At 64.8% G+C, this 25,157-nt stretch carries 21 protein-coding genes; 18 read left to right on the forward strand and 3 right to left on the reverse strand.

Features of this window, described 5'->3' with window-relative positions; all coding sequences use genetic code 11:
- Positions 1-9 precede the first annotated feature (9 nt).
- On the reverse strand, positions 10-1,236 hold the full coding sequence (ftsW, locus tag C6W55_RS02960; RefSeq protein WP_015255071.1) for a putative lipid II flippase FtsW: 1,227 nt from the start codon (positions 1,234-1,236) through the stop codon (positions 10-12).
- Between the two features lie 11 nt (positions 1,237-1,247).
- The gene (locus C6W55_RS02965) at positions 1,248-1,592 is read right to left on the reverse strand and encodes a YugN family protein (RefSeq protein ID WP_286891392.1); all 345 of its coding nucleotides are present in this window, start codon (positions 1,590-1,592) and stop codon (positions 1,248-1,250) included.
- A gap of 208 nt (positions 1,593-1,800) precedes the next feature.
- Here C6W55_RS02965 and C6W55_RS02970 point away from each other — a divergent pair, with 208 nt between their 5' ends.
- From C6W55_RS02970 to C6W55_RS03015, 10 genes are all read left to right on the forward strand, one after another.
- Positions 1,801-3,000, forward strand: a complete 1,200-nt coding sequence (locus C6W55_RS02970; protein ID WP_015255069.1) for an amidohydrolase — start codon at positions 1,801-1,803, stop codon at positions 2,998-3,000.
- Between the two features lie 127 nt (positions 3,001-3,127).
- Positions 3,128-3,571, forward strand: coding sequence for a CBS domain-containing protein (locus tag C6W55_RS02975; protein WP_015255068.1), 444 nt, complete (start codon positions 3,128-3,130; stop codon positions 3,569-3,571).
- Between the two features lie 108 nt (positions 3,572-3,679).
- Positions 3,680-4,531, forward strand: coding sequence for a thermonuclease family protein (locus C6W55_RS02980; RefSeq protein ID WP_286891393.1), 852 nt, complete (start codon positions 3,680-3,682; stop codon positions 4,529-4,531).
- 158 nt (positions 4,532-4,689) lie between these two features.
- A complete protein-coding gene (locus C6W55_RS02985) occupies positions 4,690-6,396 on the forward strand; it encodes a DNA repair helicase XPB (RefSeq protein WP_286891394.1) in 1,707 nt (568 codons plus the stop codon).
- A complete protein-coding gene (locus C6W55_RS02990; RefSeq protein WP_286891396.1) occupies positions 6,390-8,483 on the forward strand; it encodes a helicase-associated domain-containing protein in 2,094 nt (697 codons plus the stop codon). Before C6W55_RS02985 ends, C6W55_RS02990 begins: the two co-directional genes overlap by 7 nt.
- A gap of 74 nt (positions 8,484-8,557) precedes the next feature.
- The gene (locus C6W55_RS02995; RefSeq protein WP_286891421.1) at positions 8,558-9,037 is read left to right on the forward strand and encodes a YlbF/YmcA family competence regulator; all 480 of its coding nucleotides are present in this window, start codon (positions 8,558-8,560) and stop codon (positions 9,035-9,037) included.
- Between the two features lie 87 nt (positions 9,038-9,124).
- The gene (locus C6W55_RS03000) at positions 9,125-9,442 is read left to right on the forward strand and encodes a YlbG family protein (RefSeq protein ID WP_015255063.1); all 318 of its coding nucleotides are present in this window, start codon (positions 9,125-9,127) and stop codon (positions 9,440-9,442) included.
- Positions 9,443-9,538: 96 nt separating this feature from the next.
- Entirely contained in the window at positions 9,539-9,976 is a 438-nt protein-coding gene (locus C6W55_RS03005; protein WP_015255062.1) for a hypothetical protein, read from the forward strand.
- Between the two features lie 121 nt (positions 9,977-10,097).
- Positions 10,098-11,009 (forward strand): selenium metabolism-associated LysR family transcriptional regulator, encoded by a 912-nt coding sequence (locus C6W55_RS03010; protein WP_015255061.1) that lies wholly within the window; start codon positions 10,098-10,100, stop codon positions 11,007-11,009.
- Entirely contained in the window at positions 11,000-11,863 is an 864-nt protein-coding gene (locus C6W55_RS03015) for a PHP domain-containing protein (protein ID WP_015255060.1), read from the forward strand. The genes C6W55_RS03010 and C6W55_RS03015 overlap by 10 nt, the downstream gene beginning before the upstream one ends.
- 25 nt (positions 11,864-11,888) lie before the next feature.
- Here C6W55_RS03015 and C6W55_RS03020 read toward each other — a convergent pair whose 3' ends face one another.
- Positions 11,889-13,631, reverse strand: a complete 1,743-nt coding sequence (locus C6W55_RS03020; protein WP_286891398.1) for an Rqc2 family fibronectin-binding protein — start codon at positions 13,629-13,631, stop codon at positions 11,889-11,891.
- Between the two features lie 437 nt (positions 13,632-14,068).
- Here C6W55_RS03020 and C6W55_RS03025 point away from each other — a divergent pair, with 437 nt between their 5' ends.
- The 8 genes from C6W55_RS03025 (at position 14,069) to priA (ending at position 25,155) form a co-directional block, all read left to right on the forward strand.
- Complete coding sequence (locus C6W55_RS03025) at positions 14,069-16,849, forward strand: calcium-translocating P-type ATPase, SERCA-type (protein ID WP_286891399.1); 2,781 nt, start codon at positions 14,069-14,071, stop codon at positions 16,847-16,849.
- Between the two features lie 155 nt (positions 16,850-17,004).
- Complete coding sequence (gene dapF / locus C6W55_RS03030; RefSeq protein ID WP_286891400.1) at positions 17,005-17,838, forward strand: diaminopimelate epimerase; 834 nt, start codon at positions 17,005-17,007, stop codon at positions 17,836-17,838.
- A gap of 127 nt (positions 17,839-17,965) precedes the next feature.
- Complete coding sequence (locus C6W55_RS03035; protein ID WP_286891401.1) at positions 17,966-19,906, forward strand: bifunctional homocysteine S-methyltransferase/methylenetetrahydrofolate reductase; 1,941 nt, start codon at positions 17,966-17,968, stop codon at positions 19,904-19,906.
- 254 nt (positions 19,907-20,160) lie between these two features.
- Complete coding sequence (remA, locus tag C6W55_RS03040; RefSeq protein ID WP_015255055.1) at positions 20,161-20,421, forward strand: extracellular matrix/biofilm regulator RemA; 261 nt, start codon at positions 20,161-20,163, stop codon at positions 20,419-20,421.
- A gap of 13 nt (positions 20,422-20,434) precedes the next feature.
- Positions 20,435-21,052, forward strand: coding sequence for a guanylate kinase (gene gmk, locus C6W55_RS03045; protein WP_213484346.1), 618 nt, complete (start codon positions 20,435-20,437; stop codon positions 21,050-21,052).
- 13 nt (positions 21,053-21,065) lie between these two features.
- On the forward strand, positions 21,066-21,272 hold the full coding sequence (gene rpoZ, locus C6W55_RS03050; RefSeq protein WP_015255053.1) for a DNA-directed RNA polymerase subunit omega: 207 nt from the start codon (positions 21,066-21,068) through the stop codon (positions 21,270-21,272).
- A gap of 77 nt (positions 21,273-21,349) precedes the next feature.
- Positions 21,350-22,597: a bifunctional phosphopantothenoylcysteine decarboxylase/phosphopantothenate--cysteine ligase CoaBC gene (gene coaBC / locus C6W55_RS03055; protein ID WP_286891404.1), complete on the forward strand. Its 1,248-nt coding sequence runs from the start codon at positions 21,350-21,352 to the stop codon at positions 22,595-22,597.
- Positions 22,594-25,155 (forward strand): primosomal protein N', encoded by a 2,562-nt coding sequence (priA, locus tag C6W55_RS03060; protein ID WP_286891406.1) that lies wholly within the window; start codon positions 22,594-22,596, stop codon positions 25,153-25,155. The genes coaBC and priA overlap by 4 nt, the downstream gene beginning before the upstream one ends.
- Positions 25,156-25,157: the final 2 nt, after the last annotated feature.

Raw genomic sequence — 25,157 nt, forward strand, 5'->3', positions numbered from 1 at the left:
GCACGTTCGTCATCTCCGGCGGACCGGAGCGGATCCGAATCGCGGAGCGTCGGGCCTGACGCCGCGTGAAAGCTGCTCCTGTTCGAGCCGCGCCACCCGGTTGTATTCCCGCGATATGCTGAGCAGCAAGCCGATCCCGGCGAGCGTTACGATAATGGATGAGCCGCCGTAGCTGATGAGCGGCAGTGTCACGCCGGTGATCGGGATCGCCCCGATGACGCCGCCGATATTGATGATGGCCTGGATGCCGATCATGCTCATGATGCCGATGCCGACGAGCGTGCCGTATGGATCGGGGCATCGCAGCGCGATGATAATTCCGCGCCAGATGAAGAACAGATAAGTCAACAGGAAAATAACCGATCCGATGAATCCGAATTCTTCGGCAATCACCGAGAAGATGAAATCGTTGTATGGAAAAGGCAAGTATTTCAGCTTCTGCACGCTGTGTCCGAACCCGGCACCCGTGAGACCGCCGTGGCCGAGCGCTTCCAGCGACTTGACCAGATGATACCCGCTGCCCAGCTCGTCTTCCAATGGATTAAGGTATGAGGTGAGCCGCTCAGTCCGGTATGACCATGCGCCGGGGTTCATGAGCATCGAGACGCTCACAAAGGCCGTAATGACGACGGCGGCCGACAAACCGAGGACGGCGAGATGCTTCATGTTGGCGCCGCCGGCGAAGAGGATGACCGCGGCGAAGAGCGCGGTGACCATCGCGGACCCGAGGTCCGGCTGCAGCATGATCAGGAAGCAGACGAACCCGATGACAAGCGTCACCGGAAGCAGACCGTGCTTGAAATCACGAAAACGCTCGTCCTTCTTGGAGATGACGGCGCCCAGGTACATGACGAGCGCCAGCTTGGCGAATTCGGTCGGCTGTATGCCGAGCGTGCCGATGCCGAACCAGCTGCGGGCGCCATTGCGTTCCTCGCCGATGAACGGCACGAGCGCAAGCAGAATCATCGCCGGTATGAAGAACAGCACGTAGCCTGTCTTGAATCGGCGGTACGGGATGTTCATCAGCACCAGCAGCAGAAACGAGCCTGCCGCAATCCAGACGAGCTGCCTTTTCGTGAAATAGAGCGGATCCCGGTTGAACGCATCGGAGGCGAGCGTATAGTTCGAACTTGCGCTGAACACCATGACGAGTCCGAATCCGACCAGGAGCAGCGTCAGAATGAGCAGCAGGAAATCCGGTCTGCCGCGGGGGCCGTTGGACTGCTGCGCGTTCATGGAAACGGGCGTCAGCTCAGCAGCGTCTTCAACTCATTCAGCCGCTGCTTTGCCGTATTCAGGATCGGTTCGGGAATCGGCGATTCGTAATCGAGTCCGTGCGGAAACGTTGCTTTGCCGATGTACACGGATTCGATGGACAGGATGGCGTCGGGAGACTCCAGCTTGCCTTCGACAGCCCGCGTGCTGATGCGCAGGAAGTATTCGTCGCCGTTTGAGCGGTCTTCCAGCTTCAGGTCGTAGGTCGCGCGGTTGTATTCCCATTGCCAACGGACGAAACCGAGTTTTTCCGCGGATTCATCCAGATGAGCCAGATCGCTGGTCATGCCGTTCAGGCCGGATTGTTCGATAATCATGAAGTGCTGTTCCTCCTTCGGAATATGCCCTGCAGCCTGCGGGCCCGTCATTTCTCTTTCTCATATTAGTATGTTTCACAAATGCGCGCAAGCCTGCGCCGCTTGCGGTTTGCGATGCGCAGAGCCCGTGATTTCACACCGGTCGCCGCTTCTGATACACTAAAATTATGAAGATCGGCATTGACAGACAAAGCGAGGAGGCGGAAGGATGCGGGATTTTCTGGAATCCGCCGGAACGTTTGCGCGATACATGCCGGACATGACGGCCTGGAGGCGGCATCTGCACCGGCATCCGGAGCTGTCGTTCCGCGAGGAGCGAACCGCCGCGTGGATTGCGGATAAGCTGTGCGAAATCGGCTGTGACGAAGTGCGCACGGGCGTCGGCGGCACCGGCGTGGTCGCCGTCATCCGCGGCGCGAAACCCGGACCGGTCGTCGCGCTGCGCGCCGATATCGACGCATTGCCGATCCAGGATGAGAAAGACGTGCCGTACCGTTCGACCGTGCCCGGCGTCATGCACGCCTGCGGCCACGATGCGCATACGGCCGCGCTGCTCGGCGTCGCCGCCCATTACGCCGCTTCGCGGGACGGTCTGACGGGGGAACGCCGGCTGCTGTTCCAGCCCGCCGAAGAGGTGACGCCCGGCGGAGCGCTCGGGATGATCCGGGACGGGGCACTGGACGGTGTCTCCGCGATCTACGGTGTCCACCTGTGGACGCCTCTGCCGTTCGGCACGATTGCCAGCGCGCCGGGGCCGGTGATGGCGGCCGAGGATGAGTTTTTCCTGGAGGTCAGGGGCAAAGGCGGCCACGGCGGCATGCCGCATGAGACGGTCGACGCGATTGCCGTCGGCGCCGCGTTCGTCCAGGCCGCGCAGACGATCGTCAGCCGGTCGGTGGATCCGCTTGAGCCGGCCGTCGTCACGATCGGCTCCTTCCAGGCCGGCACCGCGTCCAACATCGTCGCGGAAGTCTGCCGGCTGTCCGGCACCGTCCGCACGTTCGACGCATCGGTTCGCGGCCTGGTGCAGGAGCGGCTCCGCGCGATTGCGGACGCGGTGTGCCGTCAGTTCGGAGCGGAATATTCGCTTGACTGGCGGGACGGCTACCCGGCGGTCGTCAATGACGAGCGGGAAGCGGAGCGGTTCTTCGCGGTGGCCCGCCGCCTGTTCGGCGGCGATGCGGTTCAGCGGATCCGTCCGCTCATGGCGGGCGAAGACTTCGCCTATTACCTGAAGCGCGTTCCCGGCTGCTTCATGTTCGTCGGGGCGGGCAACGAGGATTGCGGCGCCGTTTACCCGCACCATCATCCGCGCTTCGATATCGACGAACGGGCCATGCTGTCGGCGGCGCGGCTGCTGACCGCAATGGCCGACGATTATGCCGGGGAGGCAGCGTCCGTCGCATAAGCCGTGGCACGTCTGGCATTCATCGCATCGAATGCCCCGGAGCCGTTCAGGCAAGCCTAACGGAAGGCCGGTGCAAGGCTGTGAGGCGGAGACGACCGGCCGGCAATCCATGCGAGGAGGATGCCCCATGGCGAAGACGGTCAAGGAGATCATGTCGACCAACACCGTGACGGCGACGACGCAGGACAATATCTACGAGTGCGCCGTGCTGATGAAACAGCACGACATCGGGTTCGTTCCGATCGTCGAAGGCCGCAAGCTGGTCGGCGTCGTGACGGACCGCGACCTGGTCATCCGCGGTTACGCGGAGAAACATTCGGGCTCGACGTCCGTAACCGAAGTCATGACGAAGGATATCCGAACGGTGCCTTCTTCCATGACCGTCGATGAATGCGCGCGTCTGATGGCCGACAATCAGATCCGGCGTCTGCCGGTCGTGGAGGACGGCGAACTGGTCGGCGTCGTAGCGATCGGCGACCTGGCGATCCGCGAAATTTTCGTGAACGAAGCGGGCGACGCGCTCAGCGCCATCTCCGAGCACGAACACCGCGAGCCGTCCGCGGTCCACTGACGGACGAGGCCCTTCGGCGGTCCGCCGAAGGGGACCTCCCGGCCGCGGGCAGAAATGATAAGACGCAATTATACAGGCGATATCCAGACAAGCGGAGGCACTACATAGATGAGCATCAGCAGAATATCGCCGCCCGCCGCGCGGCTGGCCGGCCTGATCGCGCTGCTCCTGTCTGTCCTGGCGGTTGCGGGATGCGCCGCCGAGACCGCCGCGACGAGGCCGTGGGAGACGGTCTGGTCCGACTATCCGGAGCTGCGCGGCAAGACAGCCGAAGAAGCGGTCGTGGAACGGGTCGTCGACGGCGACACCTTCGTGATCCGTGAAGGCAGCCGGGTGCGGCTGATCGGCGTGAACACGCCGGAGATCACGGGCAGCGCGGAGTTTTACGGGGAAGAAGCAGCGGCTTACACCAAACGCATGCTCACGGGCAAGACGGTATGGATGTTCAAGGATGTATCGGAGACCGACCGGTACAGCCGTCTGCTGCGGTTTGTTTTTATCCCGGGCGATGCGCTCATGTTCAATGAACGTCTCGTCCGCGAAGGGTACGCGAATGCGGCGACCTACCCGCCCGATGTCAGCCTGGCGGACCGGTTCCGCGAAGCGGAAAGGGAAGCCCGTTCGGAGGGTGCGGGCCTGTGGGGAGGTGACGGCGGCGGGAAAGCAGCCGGCGCGAACGCAGCCGCAGCGGATGAGAAAGCGGGATACGACGATCAGGCGGCGGCAGCGGCGGAAGGCGGCGAATCGTCCGGCGATGAAGCCGCATCCGGCGCACGGGATAGCGAAAGCGCGGCATCTTGCCCGTCCCCCGACATCAAGGGCAACATCAACTCCCGGGGCGAACGCATCTACCATGTGCCCGGCAGCCGCTATTACGACCGGACGATCGCGGAAGTCTGGTTTTGCACCGAGGAAGAAGCGGAAGCGGCGGGATTCCGCGCGCCCAAGAACGGCGGTTGAACCGCCGGTTTTAAAGCCGAACTTTGCAGCCCGTACGGGTGATCCGCGGGCGGCAGTATCTTTCGCGGGCCGTGAGCCAGCTATTTTTGTGCGTTCCGGACGGCATAAAAAACATCTCCCGCTCTCATACTGTTACCAAAACATGAGGGGTGGATGCCATGCATGCGGCCGGCGGTCCGTTGATTGTGAGAAGCGACGCTTCCGTGCTGCTGGATGTCCGGCATCCGGATGCGGAGCAGGCGCGCGAATCGATCGCCCGCTTTGCCGAACTGGTGAAGCGGCCGGGAGATCTGCACACCTACCGCATTACGCCGCTGTCCGTCTGGAATGCGGCGGCATCCGGTCTGACGGCGGATGAGATGACCGACGACCTGATCGCTTTCAGCCGGTACGATGTTCCCGCGGGATTGATCGACCGGATCGGGACTTGGGCCGGACGTTACGGCAAAATCCGACTGGAGGCGGACGGAGAACAACTTGCCCTTGCAGCTGACCGCGATCTCGCCGCCGAGCTGGAAGGGCTTGGCCTGTTACCGGAGGACGGGGTTCCGGCTCCGGACGGAAGGATCAGGTGGCGTGTGCCGCCCGAGCGGCGCGGCGAAGTGAAGCGCGAACTGACGAGAAGCGGCTTTCCGGTGCTCGATCTCGCCGGTTACCGCCGGGGCGGGCAGCTTGATGTCGAGCTGAAGGCCGCCACATCGTCCGGGGCGCCCTTCCAACTGCGCGACTATCAGGAGCGCGCGGTCGACCTGTTCTGCCGGGAAGAAGCCGGAGCGGGCGGCAGCGGCGTCATCGTGCTGCCCTGCGGCGCGGGGAAGACCATCGTCGGCATCGCGGCGCTGGCGAGGCTCCGCTGCGAAGCGCTCATTCTGACGCCCAGCGTGACGTCGGTTCAACAATGGCGGTCCGAGCTGCTTGACAAAACGACGCTGACGGAGCGCGACATCGGCGTATATGCGGGCAGCGAGCGCCAGGTGCGGCCGGTGACGATCGCAACCTACTCGATTCTCACCTGCCGGAATTCGAAGACGGAAGATTACCGCCATATGATACTGTTCAGCGAGCGGGACTGGGGACTCATCATCTACGACGAAGTGCATCTGCTCCCGGCGCCGGTATTCCGCATGACGGCGGATCTGCAGGCGAAGCGGCGGCTCGGCCTGACGGCCACCCTTGTCCGCGAAGACGGGAGGGAAGAAGACGTGTTCTCGCTGATCGGACCGAAACGGTTCGATTTGTTCTGGAAGACACTTGAAGCGAAAGGCTGGATCGCCCGGGTGACCTGCACGGAGATCCGCGTGCCGCTCGATCCGTCCGCCGCCGCGGAATATGCGGCCGCAGGCCAGCGGGCGCGCATCCGGATCGCGGCCGAGAACCCGGCCAAGCTGCGCGTCGTCCGCGAGCTGCTCGCCCTGCACCGCGGCCGGCAGGTGCTGATCATCGGCCAATATTTGCGCCAGCTCAAACAGATGGCCGCCGCATGGGACGTGCCTCTGATCACCGGCGAGACCGGCCTTGACGAACGTGATCGGCTGTACGCTCGCTTCCGTAGCGGGGAAGAGCCGGTTCTGATCGTCTCAAAGGTGGCCAATCTCGCCGTCGATCTGCCGGATGCCGCCGTTGCCGTGCAAGTTTCGGGCAGCTACGGATCGCGCCAGGAAGAAGCGCAGCGGATCGGCCGGATCATGCGGCCGAAACCGGGTTCGAACGAATGCTGGTTCTACACCGTCGTCACGGAAGGGACGAAGGAGACGGAATACGCGCGCAGGCGGCAGCTTTTCCTGGCCGAGCAGGGTTACGCCTATCGGATTATGCGCATGCCGGAAACGGACGGCGCGGCAAGAACGGAGGCGGCGGGATGCTGATTCGCGAATGGCTGCGGCGGCTGCCGCCCGATGCCGCCGGCCGCTTTGCCGCCGCTTCGCCCTGGCCCGCCGCCGGGGCGGATCGGGACGGGTGGGCGGCGCAAGCGGCCGACCCGGGAACGGTGTCGCGGGCGGCCGCCGCGCTGTCCATGGAAACGGCCGCCGCGCTCCGATTGATCATGACCCGGTACGGTTCCCTGCCGTTCGAACCGGAACAGTTCGAAGCGGCGGCTTCCGCCGCAGGCTTGCCCGCTGGCATTGCGGCAAGGGAGCTGGAGCGCCTGCGCGCTGCCGGCATCGTCTTCACCGTCCGCAAGATATGGGGCGACCGGCTTCATTTCATCGCGTCCGATGCGCTGGCTGTGTGGATGGCCGCGCTGCTGCCGGCGGAGTTCCGGCCGCTGCCGGGCGGCCGGAGGTCCGCGCGCCCGCTGCAGGACTATACGGAACCGTTCGGCATGCAGCTCATGCAGCTGCTCGCCGAGCTGGGCAAGCGCGGCCTTGTGCCGCCCAAGCCCGGCGGCATCCCGGGCCGGACGGCCGCCGCAGCCGCCGCCCGGCTGTCGTTCGGGCCGGAAGCGCTGCGCCCGTTCGAAGCTCGGTTCGCCTCAGGCGGCAAAGAGGAGCCGCCGCTTCAGCTCGGCCTGGCCGCGGCGCTTCATCTCGGCCTGCTCGATGAATCCGATGGCCGGCTGGCCTGGCGCCGTGAGGCGCTGACCGCATGGCTGGCGATGGATGCCGGCCGCCGCGAGCGGGAATTGCTCGCATTCGTGACGGATCGCCTCGCGGCCTGCGATGAGCGGTTCATGCACGCCGCGGCGCTGCTGCGGAGTCTCGAAGGCGGCGCCTGGTATCCGGCCGGCGAAATCGACGCGTGGCTCAAGCGGCATGTTCCGGCCGGCGCGGCGCATTGGCGCGTCTGGGTCGAGGTGCTCGCCGCCTTCGGCTGGATGCAGACCGGCATAGCGGCGGACGGAGATACGGTCATCCGGTGGGTGATCGATCCGCAGGAAAGCCCGGAGACTGCCGGCGGCATGACCGCGGCAAGCGCGCCGATCCGGTTCATGCCCGGAGCGGAGCTGGCCGTGCCGCCCGATCTCGACTGGCGGCTGAGGTGGGAACTGGAACTGCTCGCGGACAGGGTGCAGCCCGGACCGATGACGGGCATGCGGCTTTCGGCCGCTTCGTATGTGCGATGGGTCGAGAACGGCCGGACGGCCGAAGAGGCGCTGCAGTTGTTGGAAGAAGCCGCCGGCAGCCCCCCGCCGGACGAACTGGAGCGGTCGATCCGGGACTGGGAAGCGTCGGCCGGCAGAATCGGTTTTCAGGAAGCGCTGCTGCTCGTTTGCGACGACAAGCGGATTGCGGACCGCATTGCCGCCGAACCGTCGGTCGCGGAACAGCTCGGCGAGCGGATCGGCGACCGGCATTTCCTGGTCGACCGGCGGCACATCGCGGAGCTGCGCAGACGGCTGGCGAAGGTCGGCGTTCCGGCACGCTCCGGGCTCCCGGAAGCGGATGAGCAGGTGCGCCGGACTTACCCTTCCGTCCGGGATGCGAGCGAAGCGGACCGCGCTCCGGACAGCCTGAAACCGGAGCAGCCCGGAGGTTCCGGCATGGAGAAAGCCGTCCGGCTGCTGACCGGCGTGCAGCTCACACGGTATGCGCCGGATCTGGACATCCGGCTGTCCGCGGCGGGCGCCGCATCCGGAGCCGGACGGACGCAGGCGTCATCCGATTCCGGACGGATGCATGCCGATGCCTGTGCCAACAATGGACGGATGCAGGCGGTCCGCGCGACCGGCCTGCCCGCCCACTGGTTCAACGCGGTGCGCCGCGTCCACCCGTCCACCCGGCGCGAAATGGTCAAGCGGGCGATCGAAATCGGCGCGGCCGTCCGCATCGTCCGGGAAGGAGCGGAGATGGACATCCTGCCGGAGCGGCTGGAGGAGACGGACGGCGGCTGGCGGATGCTCGGCCGTGCCTTGGACTGCCCGCCCGATCAATCGGTCCGTGTCGCGCTGGACGGGGATTCCTGGTCCGACATGCAGCTTCTGCTTCCCGAATGGATCGGCGGCAGGAAATAACCATTCTATTTTGCCCCCCAAGAGTGGTATGATAGTGAACAAGACCGGATAACTGGGGGTGTTGGACAGTGGCCATGCAATTGCCGGCGGCCGGGACGTCCGGGCACAAGGACAATCCGGCGGCGGGACCGCTGGATATGGCGGCGCTTTTGACAGCCGCCTATGATTTGGGCGACATGATCAATCAGTCGGCCGATGCTGCCGATTATTTATATTGGAAGGCGCAGCTTGCGCAGGATGAGGAAGCGCAGGCTTTGATCCGGCGTTTCCGCAAGGCGAAGGAACGTTTCGAGGAATGCAGCAGGTTCGGCCGCTTCCACCCGGATTATCACGAGGCGAAGCGGGAGGCGGCCGAACTGCAGCGCCAGCTTGACGAATGCGTGTCGGTCCGCCGTTTCAAGGCGGCCGAGCAAGCCGTGGACGACATGCTGCATGAGATCGCCGTCCTTCTCGCGAGGGCGGTGTCGGACGATATCAAGGTGCCGGACAGCGGCACGGTGCAAGGCGGCTGCGGCAGCGGATCGTGCAGCGGCGGCTGCGCGAGCTGCGGCTGACGGACGGGCCGCGGCTCGCCGCCGCTCCGGCTGCCAAGTCCCGCGCAGACGGATTTACGGGCAACGAACGAACGGAGGAGAATGCGGATGAACGACGCGCATGAGCAAGAAAGCGGTTCCGCCGCAAACGAAAGCGGTTCCCCGTTTGCGGAACGGGTCGGATATATCGTATGGGTCAACGATCATCGCCTGGCCCGCAATCTGGACAAGTACGGCACGGTGCATTACATTTCGCGAAGAATGAACTATGCAGTCATCTACATGGATGCCGACAAAGCGGAAGATACGATCCGAAACATTGAGCGGCTTCCCTACGTAAAAAAGGCAGAACGTTCTTTCAGGGGTGAAATCCGGACGGAATACTCGAAAAATGTGCCGGACAAAACGCGATCATACAGCATTTGATCCGGCCGGCGCTCTGGAAATCGCCCTGAACGCCGCGTTGTGATAAAATGGAAATCGGGATGGTACGGAGATTCTCGCATACTGGAGGTGTTCGCGATGAAAGACAAGACGACGGAGCGATGGGGAACCTATGAATCGTTCTATGTCGAGCTCAACGGCAAAAAAGTTGCCGACATCGTCATCACGAACCACGCCAGGATGAGGTGGATCGACCGGATCGAACCGACGCGATCGGAACCTGCCGAAATTGCGGCGTTCATGTGGGAATGCCTGAAGCAGGGAAGGATCGAACCGTACTACCGCAACGAGAATGAAGTTTTCCTGATCGACGATGATCTCGTGTTCGTGGCCGAATTCACCGAAATGCCGAACGAGAGGGACCTGATCGGCGAGCCGCTGCACAAGATGATCGTCGTCACCTTCCTCGGCAGGATGTCCGTGACGATCGAGCTGCGCGATCTGAAATCGTATTATTCGTGGCTCCGCCACTCGCGGCGGATGACGCTCATCAAGAACAGCCGCAAGCGAAAATAACGGACTTACGCACGCACATGCGCGATTTGGCGCATGTGTTTTTTGCGTTTTGAAGAGCGGCATGATGCCGGCCGCCGCGTTTCAGGTATAATGGGGATATGTACGCAAGGAGTGGTTGCCCGTGGCGCTGAACTTTCACCAACTGCATATTTTCTACACCGTCGTCGACAAGGGAAGCTTCTCCGCGGCCGCCCAGGCGCTGCACATGACCCAGCCCGCCGTGACGATGCAGGTGCAGTCGCTGGAAGACTATTTCGGGACGAAACTGCTGCACCGGTCGACGAAACGGATCGAGCTGACGGAAGCGGGCCGGGCGCTGCTCCCCTACGCGCGGCAATCGATTGAACTGATCCGGGAGACGGACGCCGCGATGTCCAGGTTCACACGGCAGCTCAAAGGCCGGCTGCAACTCGGGGCCAGCCTGACGATCGGCGAATATATCCTGCCGCGGCTGCTCGGACCGTTCGGAAAAGAGTACCCGCACATCGCCATCAGCATGAAAGTGATGAACACCGCGCAGATCATGGAGGAGATTTTGAATCATCAGCTCAACTTCGGGCTCGTCGAGGCGCCGGTCCAGCATCCCGACATGCACATGGAGCCCGTCATGAATGACGAGCTGAAGTTGATCGCCCCGGCTTCGCATCCGCTGGCGCAGCGGAGCGAGGTGACGCTGACGGAGGCGATCCGGTATCCGTTCGTCCTGCGCGAACAAGGCTCCGGCACGCGGCTGGTCATGGAAGAGCAGCTGAAGGCGAGGCAGATCGACCCGCGCAGCCTCAACATCGTCATGGAGCTGGGCAGCACCGGAGCGGTGAAGTCGGCTGTGGAGGCGGGCGTCGGCATCTCGTTCGTCTCGGCTTCCTCGGTGAAGCATGAGGTCGCCCTCGGCCTGATCAAGATCGTGCCGCTCGCCGACGCCGAGTTCAAACGGGAATTCTACTCGATCTATCTGAAATCGGCGCTCCTGCCGATCTCGGCCGTGACATTTCTCACTTTCCTGAGAGAGAGGGATCTGCGCCAATGGCTGTAAAACTTGCGGCGGGACGCGCCGATCTGCATACGCATTCGACCGCGTCGGACGGGACGGGATCGCCGGCGGACAATGTGCGGCTCGCGCTGGAGTCGGGGCTGGCCGCCGTCGCCCTCACCGACCACGACACCACGGCCGGCCTCGAGGAAGCGCTGGCGGAAGGCGAGCGGCTCGGCATCCGGGTCGTCCCGGGCGTCGAACTGAGCACGATGCAGGACGGACTGGAAATTCATGTGCTCGGCTATTTTCTCGACTGGCGCGACGGACGCTGGCAGGAGCGGCTCGCCTCGCAGCGGGACGCGAGGATGAGGCGCAATGCGATGATCATCGAACGGTTGAACGCGCTCGGGATGCCGGTGACCATGGAAGAGGTGGAGCGCGCCGCCGCCGGACGGTCGCCCGGCACATCGATCGGACGGCCGCACATTGCGGCGGTGATGGTCGAGAAGGGGTACGTCGCGTCGAGGGCCGAGGCGTTCGACCGTTTCCTCGGCAGCGCGGGCGCGGCTTATGTGCGGGTTCCCCGTCCGACGCCGCTGGAGGCCGTAAACTGGATTCACGAAGCGGGCGGCGCGGCGGTCATCGCCCATCCCGGGCTGTACGGGCGGGACGAGCTGGTGGAGGCGCTGTTGCGCGAGGGGGCCGACGGCGTTGAAGCGTATCACTCCGACCACGGCCCTGACGATGAAGCGCGGTACGCGGCGATGGCCGAGCGGCACGGTGTCATCGCCACCGGAGGATCGGATTACCACGGCGCGCGCGGCGGCGAGGTATTCCACGGTCCGCTGGGCGGCAGAACCGTGGATGCGGCCGTCGCGGATCTGCTGGAGGCGGCGAGCCGGAAATATCGATGACGGCGGGCGGACCGCCGTCATGCTTTTACGTCACCGTCCGGACCGGCAGCGCCTTGATCCGCTCTTCGTCCGGCGTCACGAACAGCGTTTTCTGATGGTCGTAGATGACGAAGCCGGGCTTGGCGCCGCTCGGCTTGCGTACGTGGCGGATCAGCGTGTAGTCGACCGGCACGAGGCTCGATTCCTTGCCCCTGCTGTAATACGCCGCCAGCATCGCCGCTTCCTCCAGTGTCGCGTTGCCGAATCCGGTGCCGCGGATGACGACGTGGGAGCCGGGGATGTCCTTCGTGTGCAGCCAGGTGTCGTTCGGCGACGCCAGCCGGTTCGTCAAATACTCGTTCTGCGTATTGTTCTTCCCGACGTAGATGGGTACGTTCTCCGAAGAAGTATAGCAGAGCAGCGCCGGCCGGGACGGCTTCCGCTTCTTCGCTCCCGCGCCGCCCCGCTGCTTCAGATAGCCCTGCTCCGCAAGCTCTTCCCGGATTTCCTCGATGTCCTGCAGCGATGCCGTCTCCAGTTGCGCAAGCAAGGTATCGAAGTACGCAATTTCCTCGCGCGCCGCTTCCATCTGGGCCGCCGCGGCCGTTATGCTGTTCTTCGCCTTGTTGTAGCGCTTGAACCAGCGCTGCGCGTTCTCCGAGGGCGTCAGCTGCGGATCCAGTTCGATCGTGACGACGGGCTGCCGCTCGTCGTAGTAGTCGATCACTTCGACGCAAGGCTGCCCTTTCTGAATGGCATGCATGTTCGCGATGAGCAGTTCGCCGGTGATCCGGTACCGGTCCGCCTCCTTCGCTTCTTCGATCGTCGCTTCCAGCTTCTCGATCTTCTTCTCGTTTTTCGCCTTCTCGTTCAGCAGAAAGCGGTGCAGATCGGCCGACTTCTGGCGGACGAGATCGCGCTCGGCCTTGTCCCCGTAGTAGATTTCGAGACATTCCAGAATGGAATCGAACGTGCGGATGCCGCCGTCCAGATGGGTCAGCCGGGTCACCGAGAAAAAGGTCCGGCCGCCGCGGTCCACGATATTCGGTTCATACGCATGCGAGCGAAAGCTTTCCATCATGTCCCGGAACGCCCGCCACAGCGCTTCCGTATCGTCCGGAGCGCCGGAGGCCGCCGCGCGGTGGACGATCTCGCGCGCGAGCAAGGGGCTTATGCCGGCATAAGCGTCGACCAGCCGTCTGTCCGGCGCGTCGCCTTCCGACAGCCGGAGCGATTCGGTGAACCGGACATGGTCCGGGACGGCGAGCGGATCGGCTTTCGCCTGTTCCGGCGGCGGCGTGTAAGTGCTGCCGGGCATGACGACCCGGTAGCTGCTGATCGCCGGCGTGACATGGTGGATGCCGTCGTAGATGCGGCCGGTCGCCGGGTCGGTCAGGATGATGTTGCTGTGCCGGCCCATCAGTTCGACGACGATCCGTTTGAGCGAAATGTCACCGAGCTCGTCGCGCTGGCGGATGTCGATATGCAGCACCCGTTCGCATCCCGGCTGCGCAACGGTTTCAATGACGCCGCCTTCGCAGTGTTTGCGCATCAGCATGCAGAACATGGGCGCTTCAAGCGGGTTCGGCTGAGGCCGCGTGACCCAGTGAACCCGCGGATAGGTCGGATTCGCCGACAGCAGAAGCCGGGACTGTCCGCGCAGCCCGCCGCCGCGAAGCTGCAGCACGAGCGTATGATCATCAGGCTGATGAATGCGGTGAATGCGGGTTCCGGCGAGCTGCCGGAGCTCGTGCGCGATCGCGCGCACGACAATGCCGTCGAGTGACATCGGAAGAAAAACCACCTTTGACGTAATGCGTGCCTTGACATTTCTCTATCATGCCATAGTTCGGAGAAAAACTTAAGGGCATTCTGCAGCCGGTGTCCGGAAGAAGGCAATGCGGGCCAGTCCGTCCTTGCTTGACCGGGTAACGTGCATACCGCGTTACAAGTCTGCGAGCAAGCCTTGTTTGACCGCTGCAGCGCGCATACTGCGTTACAGACCTGTTGACCGTTGAAATGCGAACACTGCGCAGCGATTCGTGAACAGTCCCGATTCTGCCCGGATTTTTCCTCTGCAAAAATTACAATCTATCTCGCAAGTTCAAACCCTTCCGCACATATGGGATATTTCACCGGTTGTCCGAATACATTATTCCTGTAACGAGGCTGTCCGCCCATTCGTTCCTGACGGGGGCCGGAGAGCGGATTACGGGAGGGAGACGGATGGAACAAAAGATGTGGCACCGGTTGGACCCGCGCGAACTGGTCGAGGCGCTCGGGAGCGATGCGGCGAGCGGGCTGTCCGCGGCGGAAGCGGCGCGACGGCTTGCCGAGCACGGCCGGAATGAATTGGCGGAAGGCAGGCGCACTCCGCCGATCGTGCTGTTTCTGAACCAGTTCAAAGACTTCATGGTGCTGGTGCTCATCGGAGCGACGCTGATCTCTGGACTGCTCGGCGAATATATGGACGCCGCCGCGATTCTGGCCATCATCGTGCTGAACGGCGTGCTCGGCTTCATCCAGGAATATCGGGCCGAGCAGTCGCTGCGCTCGCTGAAAGCTCTGTCCGCGCCGACGGCGCGCGTCGTCCGGGACGGGACGGTGCAGGACATCCCGGCCGAGGACCTTGTGCCGGGCGATATCGTCATCCTCGAGAGCGGCGACCGTGTGCCGGCCGATATCCGGCTGCTCGAAGCGAGCAGCCTGTACACGGAAGAGTCCGCGCTGACGGGCGAATCGGTGCCTGTCGAAAAGGTTGCCCGGCCGATCGACGAAGACGGGCTGGGGACGGGCGACCTGAAGAACATCGGTTTCATGGGCACGATGGTGACGCGCGGCACGGGCCGCGGCATTGTCATCCGCACCGGCATGCAGACCGAAATGGGGAAAATCGCCCACATGATCGAACAGGCGGAGGAAGCCGAGACGCCGCTGCAGCGGCGTCTCGCGCAGCTCGGCAAAGTGCTTATCGCGGTGGCGATCGCGCTGACCGTTATGGTTGTCATCGCAGGCATTCTGCACGGCCAGCCGGCCTACGACATGTTCCTGGCCGGCGTAAGTCTTGCCGTCGCCGCCATTCCGGAAGGGCTGCCGGCGATCGTCACGATCGCCCTGGCGCTCGGCGTGCAGCGGATGATCCGCAGGCGGGCGATCGTGCGCAAGCTGCCGTCCGTCGAGACGCTCGGCTGCGCCACGGTCATCTGCTCGGACAAGACGGGCACGCTGACGCAGAACAAAATGACCGTCACCCGGCTCTGGACGGGCGGCCGCACGCTCGAAGTGACCGGCGAAGGCTACGTGCCGCGGGGCGAGGTGCTCGAGAACGGCGCGCCGGTCGACCTGAAGCGGGATGCCGCGCTGCGCCGGCTGCTGCAGGTCGCGGCGCTGTGCAACAACGCGCGGCTGGTGCGGGCCGGAGAAGACGGGCAGCCGCGGCGCGCGGGCAAGCATGCGGAAGCCGAGGATGAATGGATCATGCAGGGCGATCCGACGGAAGGCGCGCTCATCGTGCTGGCGGCCAAGCTGGGCGTCACGGTGTCGTCGCTGGAAGGGCTGTACCGCAGGGAGCGGGAATATCCTTTCGATTCGGGGCGCAAGCGGATGTCCGTGCTGGTCAGCCACCAGGGCGGCCGGATCGTCTGCACGAAGGGAGCGCCCGACCTGCTGATGGAGCAATGCGCCTATGCGCTCTGGGACGGCAACGTCGTGCCGTTCACGCCCAGCTTAAGGCAGAAGGCGGCCGAAGCCGCGGAGCGGATGGCCGAGTCAGCGCTGCGCGTGCTCGGGCTCGCCTATCGCGATCTGCGTCCGCAGGATCCGGCGGACAGCGAAGCCGACGTCGAGAAGCAGCTCATCTTCGTCGGCCTGGCCGGCATGATCGACCCGCCGCGCCGGGAAGTGATGGGCGCGATCGCGACCTGCCGACAGGCGGGCATCAAGACGGTGATGATCACCGGCGACCATCGGCTGACCGCCGAGGCGATCGCAAGCCAGCTCGGCATTCTGCCGCGCGGCGGCCGGTCGCTCACCGGCCGGCAGCTTGCGGCGATGACGGACGCGCAGCTTGACCGCGTCGTCGAGGACACCTATGTTTACGCCCGCGTTGCGCCGGAGCACAAGCTGCGCATCGTCAAGGCGCTGCAGCGCCGGGGCCACGTCGTCGCGATGACGGGCGACGGCGTGAACGACGCGCCGGCGATCAAATCGGCTGACATCGGCATCGCGATGGGCATCACGGGCACGGACGTTTCGAAGGAAGCCTCGTCGCTTGTCCTGTCCGACGACAACTTCGCGACGATCGTCGCGGCGATCGAGGAAGGACGCGGCATCTACGAAAATATCCGCAAGTTCATCCGCTATCTGCTCGCGTCCAATGTCGGCGAGATTTTGACGATGTTCCTGGCAATGATGTTCGCGCTGCCGCTGCCGCTCGTGCCGATCCAGATTCTGTGGGTCAATCTGGTGACGGACGGTCTGCCGGCGATGGCGCTCGGCGTCGACCAGCCCGAGAAAGATCTGATGCGCCAGCCGCCGCGCGGATCGCGGGAGAGCATCTTCGCCCGCCGGCTCGGCTGGAAGATTATCAGCCGCGGCCTGCTGATCGGCCTGTGCACGCTCGGCGCGTTCGTCCTGACGCTGCGGTCAAGCGGCGGTGATCTGCAGCGGGCGCAGACGGTCGCGTTCGCCACGCTCGTCATGGCCCAGCTCATCCACGTGTTCGACTGCCGCAGCTCGCGCTCCATTTTCCACCGGAACCTGCTGGAGAACCGCTGGCTCGTGCTGGCCGTGCTCTCTTCGCTGGCGCTCATGATTCCGGTGCTGTATGTCGAGCCGCTGCAAGCGATCTTCAAGACGGTGCCGCTCGGTTTCCGCGATTGGTCGCTCGTGTTCGTGGCCGCCGGCATCCCGACGTTCGTCATGGGCATCGGCAGCGTGCTCGGCTCGCCCGGCAACCGCAAGCGTCGGCGCATTACGTACGGCGGCCCCCGGCCCATCTCGTCCTGACCTGATGCTGTGCCCGGGACCATGCCTGCTTATTTCGGATAAGTGCAAACAATAGACGGATGGATCAATACTCTTGGCCCGCGCTGCTGCGATATGCTGACAGCAGAATACGCGGACACGGCGATAGCGCCGGAAGCCAAGGGAGTGCAAAACCTGTGGAATTTGTGAAAATGCATGGTCTCGGGAACGACTTCATCGTTGTCGCGGGGGAGCGTGAGCTTCCGGAGGGCGCGTCCGACCTTGCCGTCAAGCTGTGCGACCGCCACTTCGGCATCGGCGCCGACGGCCTGGTGTTCATCCTGGCGTCCGAGCGCGCCGATTTCCGCATGCGCATCATGAACCCGGACGGCTCGGAAGCCGAGCAGTGCGGCAATGCGATCCGATGCGTCGCGAAGTATGTGTATGACCGCGGGCTGATCTCGAAGGATACGGTCACGATCGAGACGCTCGGTGCGGGCGTGCAGCAGCTGCGGATTGAGGCCGAAGGCGGCAAGGCAGTCAAGGTACGGGTCGACATGGGCGAGCCGATTCTGAGCGGTCTCGCCGTGCCGACGACGATCAACCTGAATCCGGTGATCGGCCATCCGATCGAGGCGGACGGCCGCGAGTTCCGTTTCACAGCGGTCTCAATGGGCAATCCGCATTGCGTCATTTTCGTGGACGACGCGGCGTCGTTCGATCTCCACAAATGGGGGCCCCTGCTGGAGACGCACCCGCTGTTCCCGCGCAAGACGAACGTCGAGTTCGTCACCGTCACCTCGCGGTCGCACGCCGTCATGCGCGTTTGGGAGCGGGGCGCGGGTCCGACGCTGGCGTGCGGCACGGGCGCGTGCGCGACGCTGGTCGCGGCGGTGCTCGGCGGCCTGACCGACCGGACGGCGACGGTATCGCTGGCAGGCGGTGATCTGCTCATCGAATGGAACGAGGAGGACAATCACGTGTACATGACGGGCCCGGCGGCGGAAGTGTTCACCGGAACGCTTGCCTGACGGCGCCCGTACCGTTAACATAAGGGCATAAGACTTGCCCCGGAAGCAAGGAGAGAAGCGGCCGGACCTCAAGCGGGCTGCTTTTCTGCTGTCTGCGGCTCCCGGGCGCCGTTGGGGAGGATTAAGGATGAAACCGGTTTTGCGGGATGCGCTGCGGACTGCGGTGCTGACCGGAGACGGCGCGATGGGGACGTATCTGCATCAGCTCGGGTATCCGATCGGCGTATCGTACGAGGAATTCAACATGACCCGGCCGGAGACGATTGCATCCGTCCACAAGCAATATTACGATGCGGGCGCGCGCGTTATCGAGACGAACACGTTCTCCGCGAATGCGGAGCGGCTCGCCCGTTACGGGCTGGAGGATGAGGCGGCGCGGATCAACCGGGCAGGGGTGCGCATCGCGCGCGAAGCGGTCGGCGCGGACGCTTACGTTGTCGGCGCTGTCGGCGCAATCCGCACCGGCCGGCTGACCGCGGTGGGGACGCCGGCGATCGAACGCGCCTTCGCCGAGCAGATCGATGCGCTGCTCGAAGCGGGCGTGGACGGCATTCTCCTCGAGACGTTCTACGATCTCGAAGAACTGCTGCTCGCGCTTCGCCTCGTGCGGGACCGCTCCGACGTGACGGTCATCTGCCAGCTGGCGGCCGTCGGGACGGGTCTGCTCTACTCCGGACTGCCGATCGGCGAAGCGTTCCGCCGGCTTGAAGATGCAGGTGCGGACGCCGTCGGCTTCAACTGCGAGAGCGGGCCGAACGGAATTCTGCATGCGATCGACGCGCTGGACGGCGGGGTGAACCTGCCGATTTCCGTATTTCCGAACGCGGGCGGCGCAGATTACGTCGACGGCCGGTACACGTACGCCGCCGGGCCGGCGTATTTCGGCGATTGCGCGCGGCGGTTCGCGGACCGCGGCGCGCGGCTGATCGGCGGCTGCTGCGGGACGACGCCCGAACATGTCGCGGCGATTGCCGCCTCCCTGGCCGGCTGGACGCCGGGGGCGGCTTCGGAGCGGACGGCGGCGACCGGACAGGCTTCCGCGCCGCAGACCCGGGAATCCGCGCCGCAAATCCGGGTGAACGCGGAACCCGTGCCGGCGAGCGGCGACGAAGCCCCGGGCGGCGGAGACGGACCGACGATCGTCGAGCTGGTCCGGCAGCGGCCCACCGTCATCGTCGAGCTGGATCCGCCGCGGGATCTCGATATCTCCAAATTTATGGCCGGCGCGAGAGCGCTGCGGGATGCGGGGGCGGACGCCCTCACGATGGCCGACAATTCGCTCGCGGTGACGCGTATGAGCAATCTGGCGCTCGGCGCTCTCGTGAAGGAGCGGGTCGGCATCCGGCCGCTCGTGCACATCGCCTGCCGGGACCGGAACCTGATCGGCACGCAGTCGCATATGATGGGGCTGCACGCGCTCGGCATCGACCACGTGCTCGCGGTGACCGGCGATCCCGCGAAATTCGGCGACCTGCCCGGATCGAGCTCGGTCTACGACATGACCAGCTTCGACATGATCCGGATGATCAAGCAGCTGAACGAGGGCATCGCGTTCTCCGGCAAGCCGCTCAGGCAGCGGGCGCGCTTCGTCGTCGGCGCCGCCTTCAATCCGAACGTCAAACATCTGGACAAGGCGGTCCGGCGGCTGGAGAAGAAGGTCGAGTCCGGCGCCGACTTCATCATGACGCAGCCGGTGTACGATGCCGCGCTCATCGAGCGGATCGCCGACGCCACCCGCCATATCGGCGTGCCGATATTTCTCGGCGTCATGCCGCTGGCGAGCGGACGGAACGCCGAGTTTCTCCACAATGAGGTGCCGGGCATCGAGCTCTCGGATGAAGTCCGCAGGCGGATGGCCGGTCTGGAGGGCGAAGCCGGCCGGGCGGAAGGCGTCCGGATCGCGGAAGAGCTGCTGGACGCAGCGCTGGAATGTTTCAATGGAATCTATCTGATGACACCTTTCATGTTCTATGACATGACGGCGAAATTGACCGGTTACGTGCGCGCGAAAGCGGGCGTGAAAACGTCCGTTATCTCTTGTTCCTCCGGCGAAAATGAATTAAAATAGAGTCCAATGGTTACACCTGCCACGGATCGGACCGGAAGACGCCGCGGCCCAGCCGGGCCGGGCAGCGGCCTGCGGCCGAACGATGGCGGCGCGAACGTATGCTCCGGCCGCCGGATGTCAACAATAGTGCAAAGCCGCCCGCATACGCAGCGCCGGAATTGCGTTAGGGATCATGCCTGTTCCGCGATGTCGGCTCATCGCCGCGGTCCCCGCATTCGGGGCGGAAGGGGCATGACGACCGGGAGGAGACCACAATGGCAATCAAACTGATCAATATCGGATTTGGCAACATCGTGTCGGCCAACCGGATCATTTCGATCGTCAGTCCGGAATCGGCGCCGATCAAACGGATCATCCAGGAAGCGCGCGACCGCCACATGTTGATCGACGCCACTTACGGAAGGCGCACGCGGGCTGTCATCATTACCGACAGCGACCACGTCATCCTGTCTGCCGTGCAGCCGGAGACGGTGGCGCACCGCCTGTCCGTGAAAGAAGACGACAACGACGAATGAATTGGGGCGTATCATGAAACAGGGATTGTTGATCGTGTTGTCGGGACCGTCCGGCGTGGGCAAAGGGACCGTCTGCAGAGCGCTTCGCCGCATGATGCCGGAACTCGTCTATTCCGTGTCCGCGACAACGCGTGCGCCGCGGGCCGGAGAGGCCGAAGGCGTGGACTACTATTACAAGACCCGCGAGCAGTTCCAGGAGATGATCGAACGCGGGGCATTGCTGGAGTATGCCGAGTACGTCGGGAATTTGTACGGCACGCCTCGCGAACCCGTCGAGCGGACGATCGCGGAGGGCAAGGACATTATTTTGGAAATCGATGTCAAGGGCGCGCTGCAGGTGAAGCGGAACTATCCGGAAGGCGTGTTCATTTTCCTGCTTCCGCCGTCGCTTGACGAGCTGAGGCAGCGCATTTCCGGGCGCGGCACGGAGACGGCCGCCGTCATCGACACCCGGATGTCGGAAGCGAGCAGGGAGATCGGCATGATCACCGAATACGATTATGCCGTCGTCAACGACGAAATCGAGGCGGCCTGCCGCCGCATCCAGAGCATCATTACCGCCGAACATTGCCGGCGCGACCGCATCGTGAAGGAATATTCGGGACTGATGCCCCTCATCCATAAAGCGTGAAGAGGTGACGCACATGCTGTATCCATCGATTGACGAGATGATGAAGAAAGTCGACAGCAAATATTCGCTCGTCGTGGCGGCCGCCAAACGGGCGAGAATGCTCCGGGACGGCGCCAAGTCGCAGCTGGAGTCGCCCAAATCCCACAAGCCGGTCGGCGTGGCGCTGGAGGAAATTTACCACGATCTCCTCGCCATTGAACAAGATTCGAACGCGAAATAACGGACACGGCAACAACCCCTTGGACGCGGGTTGTTCTTTTTTATCCCCGGGATACGAAAAGGAGGAATCGGACGTTTATGGTGAGCAGCAGCCTGCGGGGAAGGACGATCGTGGTCGGCGTGACGGGGGGCATCGCCGCCTACAAGGCGGCGGCGCTGGTCAGCCGGCTGACGCAGCGGGGCGCGGATGTGCGGGTGATCATGACCGAATCGGCCGCCAAATTCGTCGCGCCGCTGACGTTCCAGACGCTGTCGCGCAATCCGGTCTATACGGACACCTTCGACGAGCGGGATCCCGCCGTCGTTTCGCATATCGATCTGGCGGATCATGCGGACCTGTTCATCGTGGCGCCGGCGACGGCGAACATCATCGCCAAGATGGCACACGGGCTGGCGGACGACATGCTGAGCACGACGCTGCTCGCGACGACCGCGCCGATTCTCGTGGCGCCCGCCATGAACGTTCACATGTACGCCCATCCGGCGGTGCAGGCGAACCTCAGGCTGCTCGCCGAGCGGGGCGTCCGGTTCGTGGAGCCGGGCACGGGCCAGCTGGCGTGCGGCTACGTTGGCAAAGGCCGGCTGGCCGAGCCCGAGACCATTGCCGACACAGCGGAAGCGCTGCTCGCCGAAATGGCGCGTGAAGCTGCCGGAGGGCATCCGCTTGCGGACCGCAGGGTCATCGTGACGGCCGGCGGCACGGTGGAGCGGATCGACCCGGTTCGCTATATCACGAACGATTCGTCCGGCAAGATGGGCATCGCAATCGCCGAGGCGGCGCGCGATCTCGGAGCGGATGTGACGCTGATCGCGGCGCGGGTGACCGCGGAGCTTCCGGCCGGCGTCGAGGTCGTCCGCGTGGAATCCGCCGAAGATATGCTGCGGGCGGTCATGGAGAGGTTCGACGAGGCGGACGTCGTCGTGAAGGCGGCCGCCGTCGCCGACTACCGGCCCGCGGTACGCCGGACGTCCAAGATGAAGAAAAAGGAAGACCGCCTGACGCTGGAATTGGAGAAAACGCCCGACATTCTCGCGGAAGCGGGACGGCGGAAGACGAAGCAGCTGCTCATCGGGTTCGCGGCGGAGACGGACGACCTGGAAGCGAACGCGATGGACAAGCTGCGGCGCAAAAACTGCGACCTGATCGTCGCGAACGACGTGACGGCGCCCGGCGCGGGCTTCGACGTTGATACGAACGCGGTGAGCGTGTTCGACGCGGCCGGCAGGACGGCCGAATGGAAAGTCATGCCGAAGCGGGAGATCGGGCTGCGCCTGATGCGGCTGGCGGCCGAGCGGCTGGCCGACCGGGAGGCGGAAGCGCCGTGATCGCCCGCGTCGTCGTCGACGTTGCCGCGCGGCAGACGGACCGGCCGTTCGATTACCGCGTCCCCGAGGAAGCCGAAGCGTGGATCGAGGTCGGCAGCCGCGTCGCGGTGCCGTTCGGCGGAAGGACGGTGCAAGGATTCGTCGTCGGTTTCGCGCAGGAAGCGGAAGTGGAGCCCGGCCGTCTGAAGCCGATCGGCGAACTGCTCGATCCGACGCCGCCGCTTCGTCCCGATCTGATCGAATTGGCGCGCTGGATGGCGGATACATACGGCTGCACCTGGACGGCGGCCATGCAGGCGATGATTCCCGCGGCACTCAAGGGCAAGGCGGAACGAATGGTCAGTCTGGCGCAAAACCCGGGAGCCGCGGATCACGCGGAAGCGGCGCCCGGCCTCTCGGATGCGCTGATCGCCTGGCTCAAACGATACGGGCCGGTGAAGCTGACCACCCTGCTGGAACGGTTCCCCGACGAGGCGCAGGCCGTCAGCGGTGCGCTGCGGCGCGGCGTGCTTGCCGAATCGGCGCAGGTCAGGGACCGGCTGTCGGTGAAGAAGATTCTGACCGTCTTCCCGCCCGAGGACCGGGCGGCGGCCGAGGCGGCCGCCGCGGCGTTTCCGGCGAGGCTCACGAAACAGCGCCAGGCGCTCCTGCATATGCTGGAGCGGAATGAGCCGGTGCCTCTGCGCAGGCTGGCGGAAGAAAGCGGGTTCTCGGAATCGATATTCCGCGCGCTGGCGGACAAAGGGCTGCTCAGCATCGAAGCGGTGGAGGAAGACCGCGACCCGTACGCGGGACGCCGGTTCACGCCGACCCGGCCGTTGCCGCTGACGGATGCGCAAGCCGCCGCGTACCGGCGCATCGCGGAGGCGCTCGAAAGCGGAAAGCCTGCCGCGATGCTGCTGCAGGGTGTGACCGGCAGCGGCAAGACGGAAGTTTACCTGCAGGCGATCGAGCGGTGCATCGCGTCCGGCCGGCAGGCGATCGTGCTCGTGCCGGAGATCGCGCTGACGCCGCAGATGGTCGAACGGTTCAAGGGGCGGTTCGGCAGCGATGTCGCCGTCATGCACAGCCGTCTGTCGCTGGGGGAACGGTACGACGAGTGGCGCAAAGTCCGCGACGGCCGCGTCCGGGTGGCGATCGGGGCGCGCTCGGCCGTGTTCGCGCCGTTTGAGCGGATCGGCCTGATCATCATCGACGAAGAGCACGAATCGTCCTACAAGCAGGAGGAGAGCCCGAAATATCACGCGCGCGACGCGGCGGTGTACCGGGCCGGACAGCACGGCGCGGTCGTCGTCCTCGGCTCGGCGACGCCGTCGCTCGAGAGCTTCGCCGCCGCGCGGCTCGCACCCGCCGCGGCGGCGGCGGAAAGCGGCGGGCAGGCGGTCGGTCCGGCGGCCCGGGTGAGTCCCGGCGCGGCGCTCCGGTCCGCCGAATGGCTGCCGCTGCCCGAACGGGCGCTCGGCCTGCCGCTGCCGCCGGTGGACATCGTCGACATGCGGGAAGAGCTGGCCGCGGGCAACCGGACGATGTTCAGCCGCCGGTTGCGCGAGGCGCTGACGCAGCGGCTGGAACGCGGCGAGCAGACCGTGCTGCTGCTCAACCGGCGCGGGTACAGCACATTCGTCATGTGCCGCTCTTGCGGTTATACGGCCGGGTGTCCGCATTGCGAGATTGCGCTGACCTACCATCAGCGGAGCAGCGTGATGCGCTGCCATTACTGCGGCCATGCGGAGCGGCAGCCGGAGGAATGTCCGGCATGCGGCAGCCCGCATATCCGCTATTTCGGCACCGGGACGGAGCGCGTCGAGGAAGAATTGTACCGCGCGTTCCCCGGCATCCGCGTCATCCGGATGGATGTCGACACGACCGGCACGAAGGGCGCGCATGAGAAATTGCTGTCGGCGTTCGGCCGGCGCGAGGCGGATGTGCTGCTCGGCACGCAGATGGTGGCGAAGGGGCTTGATTTTCCGTTGGTGACGCTGGTCGGCGTCATCGCCGCGGACACGTCGCTCCATCTGCCGGATTTCCGCGCGGCGGAGCGGACGTTCCAGCTCATCACGCAGGTCGCCGGCCGGGCGGGGCGGCACGATCTGCCCGGCGAGGTGGTCGTGCAGACGTATTCACCCGACCATTACGCGATCCGCGCGGCGCAGCGCCACGATTATGACGGGTTCGTGCGCGAGGAGCTGCGCGCCCGGCGGCTGCTGTCGTATCCGCCGTTCTGCCGGCTGGCGCTTGCGACGCTGTCGCATCCGGAGCTGCCGAAACTCGCCGAGGCGGCCGAGAGGTTCGCCGCGGCGCTGCGCGGCGCCGCCGCCTCCGCCGGGCTGCTGAAGCCGCTCGCCGGCGGCTCGGGGACGGCGCTGGAACTGGTCGGCCCCGCGGCATCGCCGATCCCGCGCCTCAAAGATCGCTACAGGTGGCAAGTTATGATAAAATATCGGGGAATCGTCGACGCGGCGGGCCTGATCCGGCAGGCGGCCGAAACGCTCGCCGGGGACCGTTCCGCAGGGGACGTCCAGATCAGCGTCGATGTCGATCCGCAAGTGATTCTGTAAAT

Origin of the sequence: Thermobacillus sp., assembly GCF_003390775.1 — a bacterium.
GTDB classification, from domain to species: domain Bacteria; phylum Bacillota; class Bacilli; order Paenibacillales; family Paenibacillaceae; genus Thermobacillus; species Thermobacillus xylanilyticus.

Excerpts from the sequence above, each read along its gene's own strand:
- C6W55_RS03035 (WP_286891401.1), top strand. The coding sequence starts at position 17,966 with ATGAAACCGGTTTTGCGGGATGCGCTGCGGACTGCGGTGCTGACCGGA.
- C6W55_RS03020 (WP_286891398.1), bottom strand. The coding sequence starts at position 13,631 with ATGTCACTCGACGGCATTGTCGTGCGCGCGATCGCGCACGAGCTCCGG.
- ftsW (WP_015255071.1), bottom strand. The coding sequence starts at position 1,236 with ATGAACGCGCAGCAGTCCAACGGCCCCCGCGGCAGACCGGATTTCCTG.
- C6W55_RS02975 (WP_015255068.1), top strand. The coding sequence starts at position 3,128 with ATGGCGAAGACGGTCAAGGAGATCATGTCGACCAACACCGTGACGGCG.
- C6W55_RS03000 (WP_015255063.1), top strand. The coding sequence starts at position 9,125 with ATGAACGACGCGCATGAGCAAGAAAGCGGTTCCGCCGCAAACGAAAGC.
- rpoZ (WP_015255053.1), top strand. The coding sequence starts at position 21,066 with ATGCTGTATCCATCGATTGACGAGATGATGAAGAAAGTCGACAGCAAA.
- coaBC (WP_286891404.1), top strand. The coding sequence starts at position 21,350 with ATGGTGAGCAGCAGCCTGCGGGGAAGGACGATCGTGGTCGGCGTGACG.
- C6W55_RS03005 (WP_015255062.1), top strand. The coding sequence starts at position 9,539 with ATGAAAGACAAGACGACGGAGCGATGGGGAACCTATGAATCGTTCTAT.
- C6W55_RS02985 (WP_286891394.1), top strand. The coding sequence starts at position 4,690 with ATGCATGCGGCCGGCGGTCCGTTGATTGTGAGAAGCGACGCTTCCGTG.
- C6W55_RS03025 (WP_286891399.1), top strand. The coding sequence starts at position 14,069 with ATGGAACAAAAGATGTGGCACCGGTTGGACCCGCGCGAACTGGTCGAG.
- C6W55_RS02995 (WP_286891421.1), top strand. The coding sequence starts at position 8,558 with ATGCAATTGCCGGCGGCCGGGACGTCCGGGCACAAGGACAATCCGGCG.
- C6W55_RS02970 (WP_015255069.1), top strand. The coding sequence starts at position 1,801 with ATGCGGGATTTTCTGGAATCCGCCGGAACGTTTGCGCGATACATGCCG.
- C6W55_RS03015 (WP_015255060.1), top strand. The coding sequence starts at position 11,000 with ATGGCTGTAAAACTTGCGGCGGGACGCGCCGATCTGCATACGCATTCG.
- C6W55_RS02990 (WP_286891396.1), top strand. The coding sequence starts at position 6,390 with ATGCTGATTCGCGAATGGCTGCGGCGGCTGCCGCCCGATGCCGCCGGC.
- C6W55_RS02980 (WP_286891393.1), top strand. The coding sequence starts at position 3,680 with ATGAGCATCAGCAGAATATCGCCGCCCGCCGCGCGGCTGGCCGGCCTG.
- gmk (WP_213484346.1), top strand. The coding sequence starts at position 20,435 with ATGAAACAGGGATTGTTGATCGTGTTGTCGGGACCGTCCGGCGTGGGC.
- remA (WP_015255055.1), top strand. The coding sequence starts at position 20,161 with ATGGCAATCAAACTGATCAATATCGGATTTGGCAACATCGTGTCGGCC.
- C6W55_RS02965 (WP_286891392.1), bottom strand. The coding sequence starts at position 1,592 with ATGATTATCGAACAATCCGGCCTGAACGGCATGACCAGCGATCTGGCT.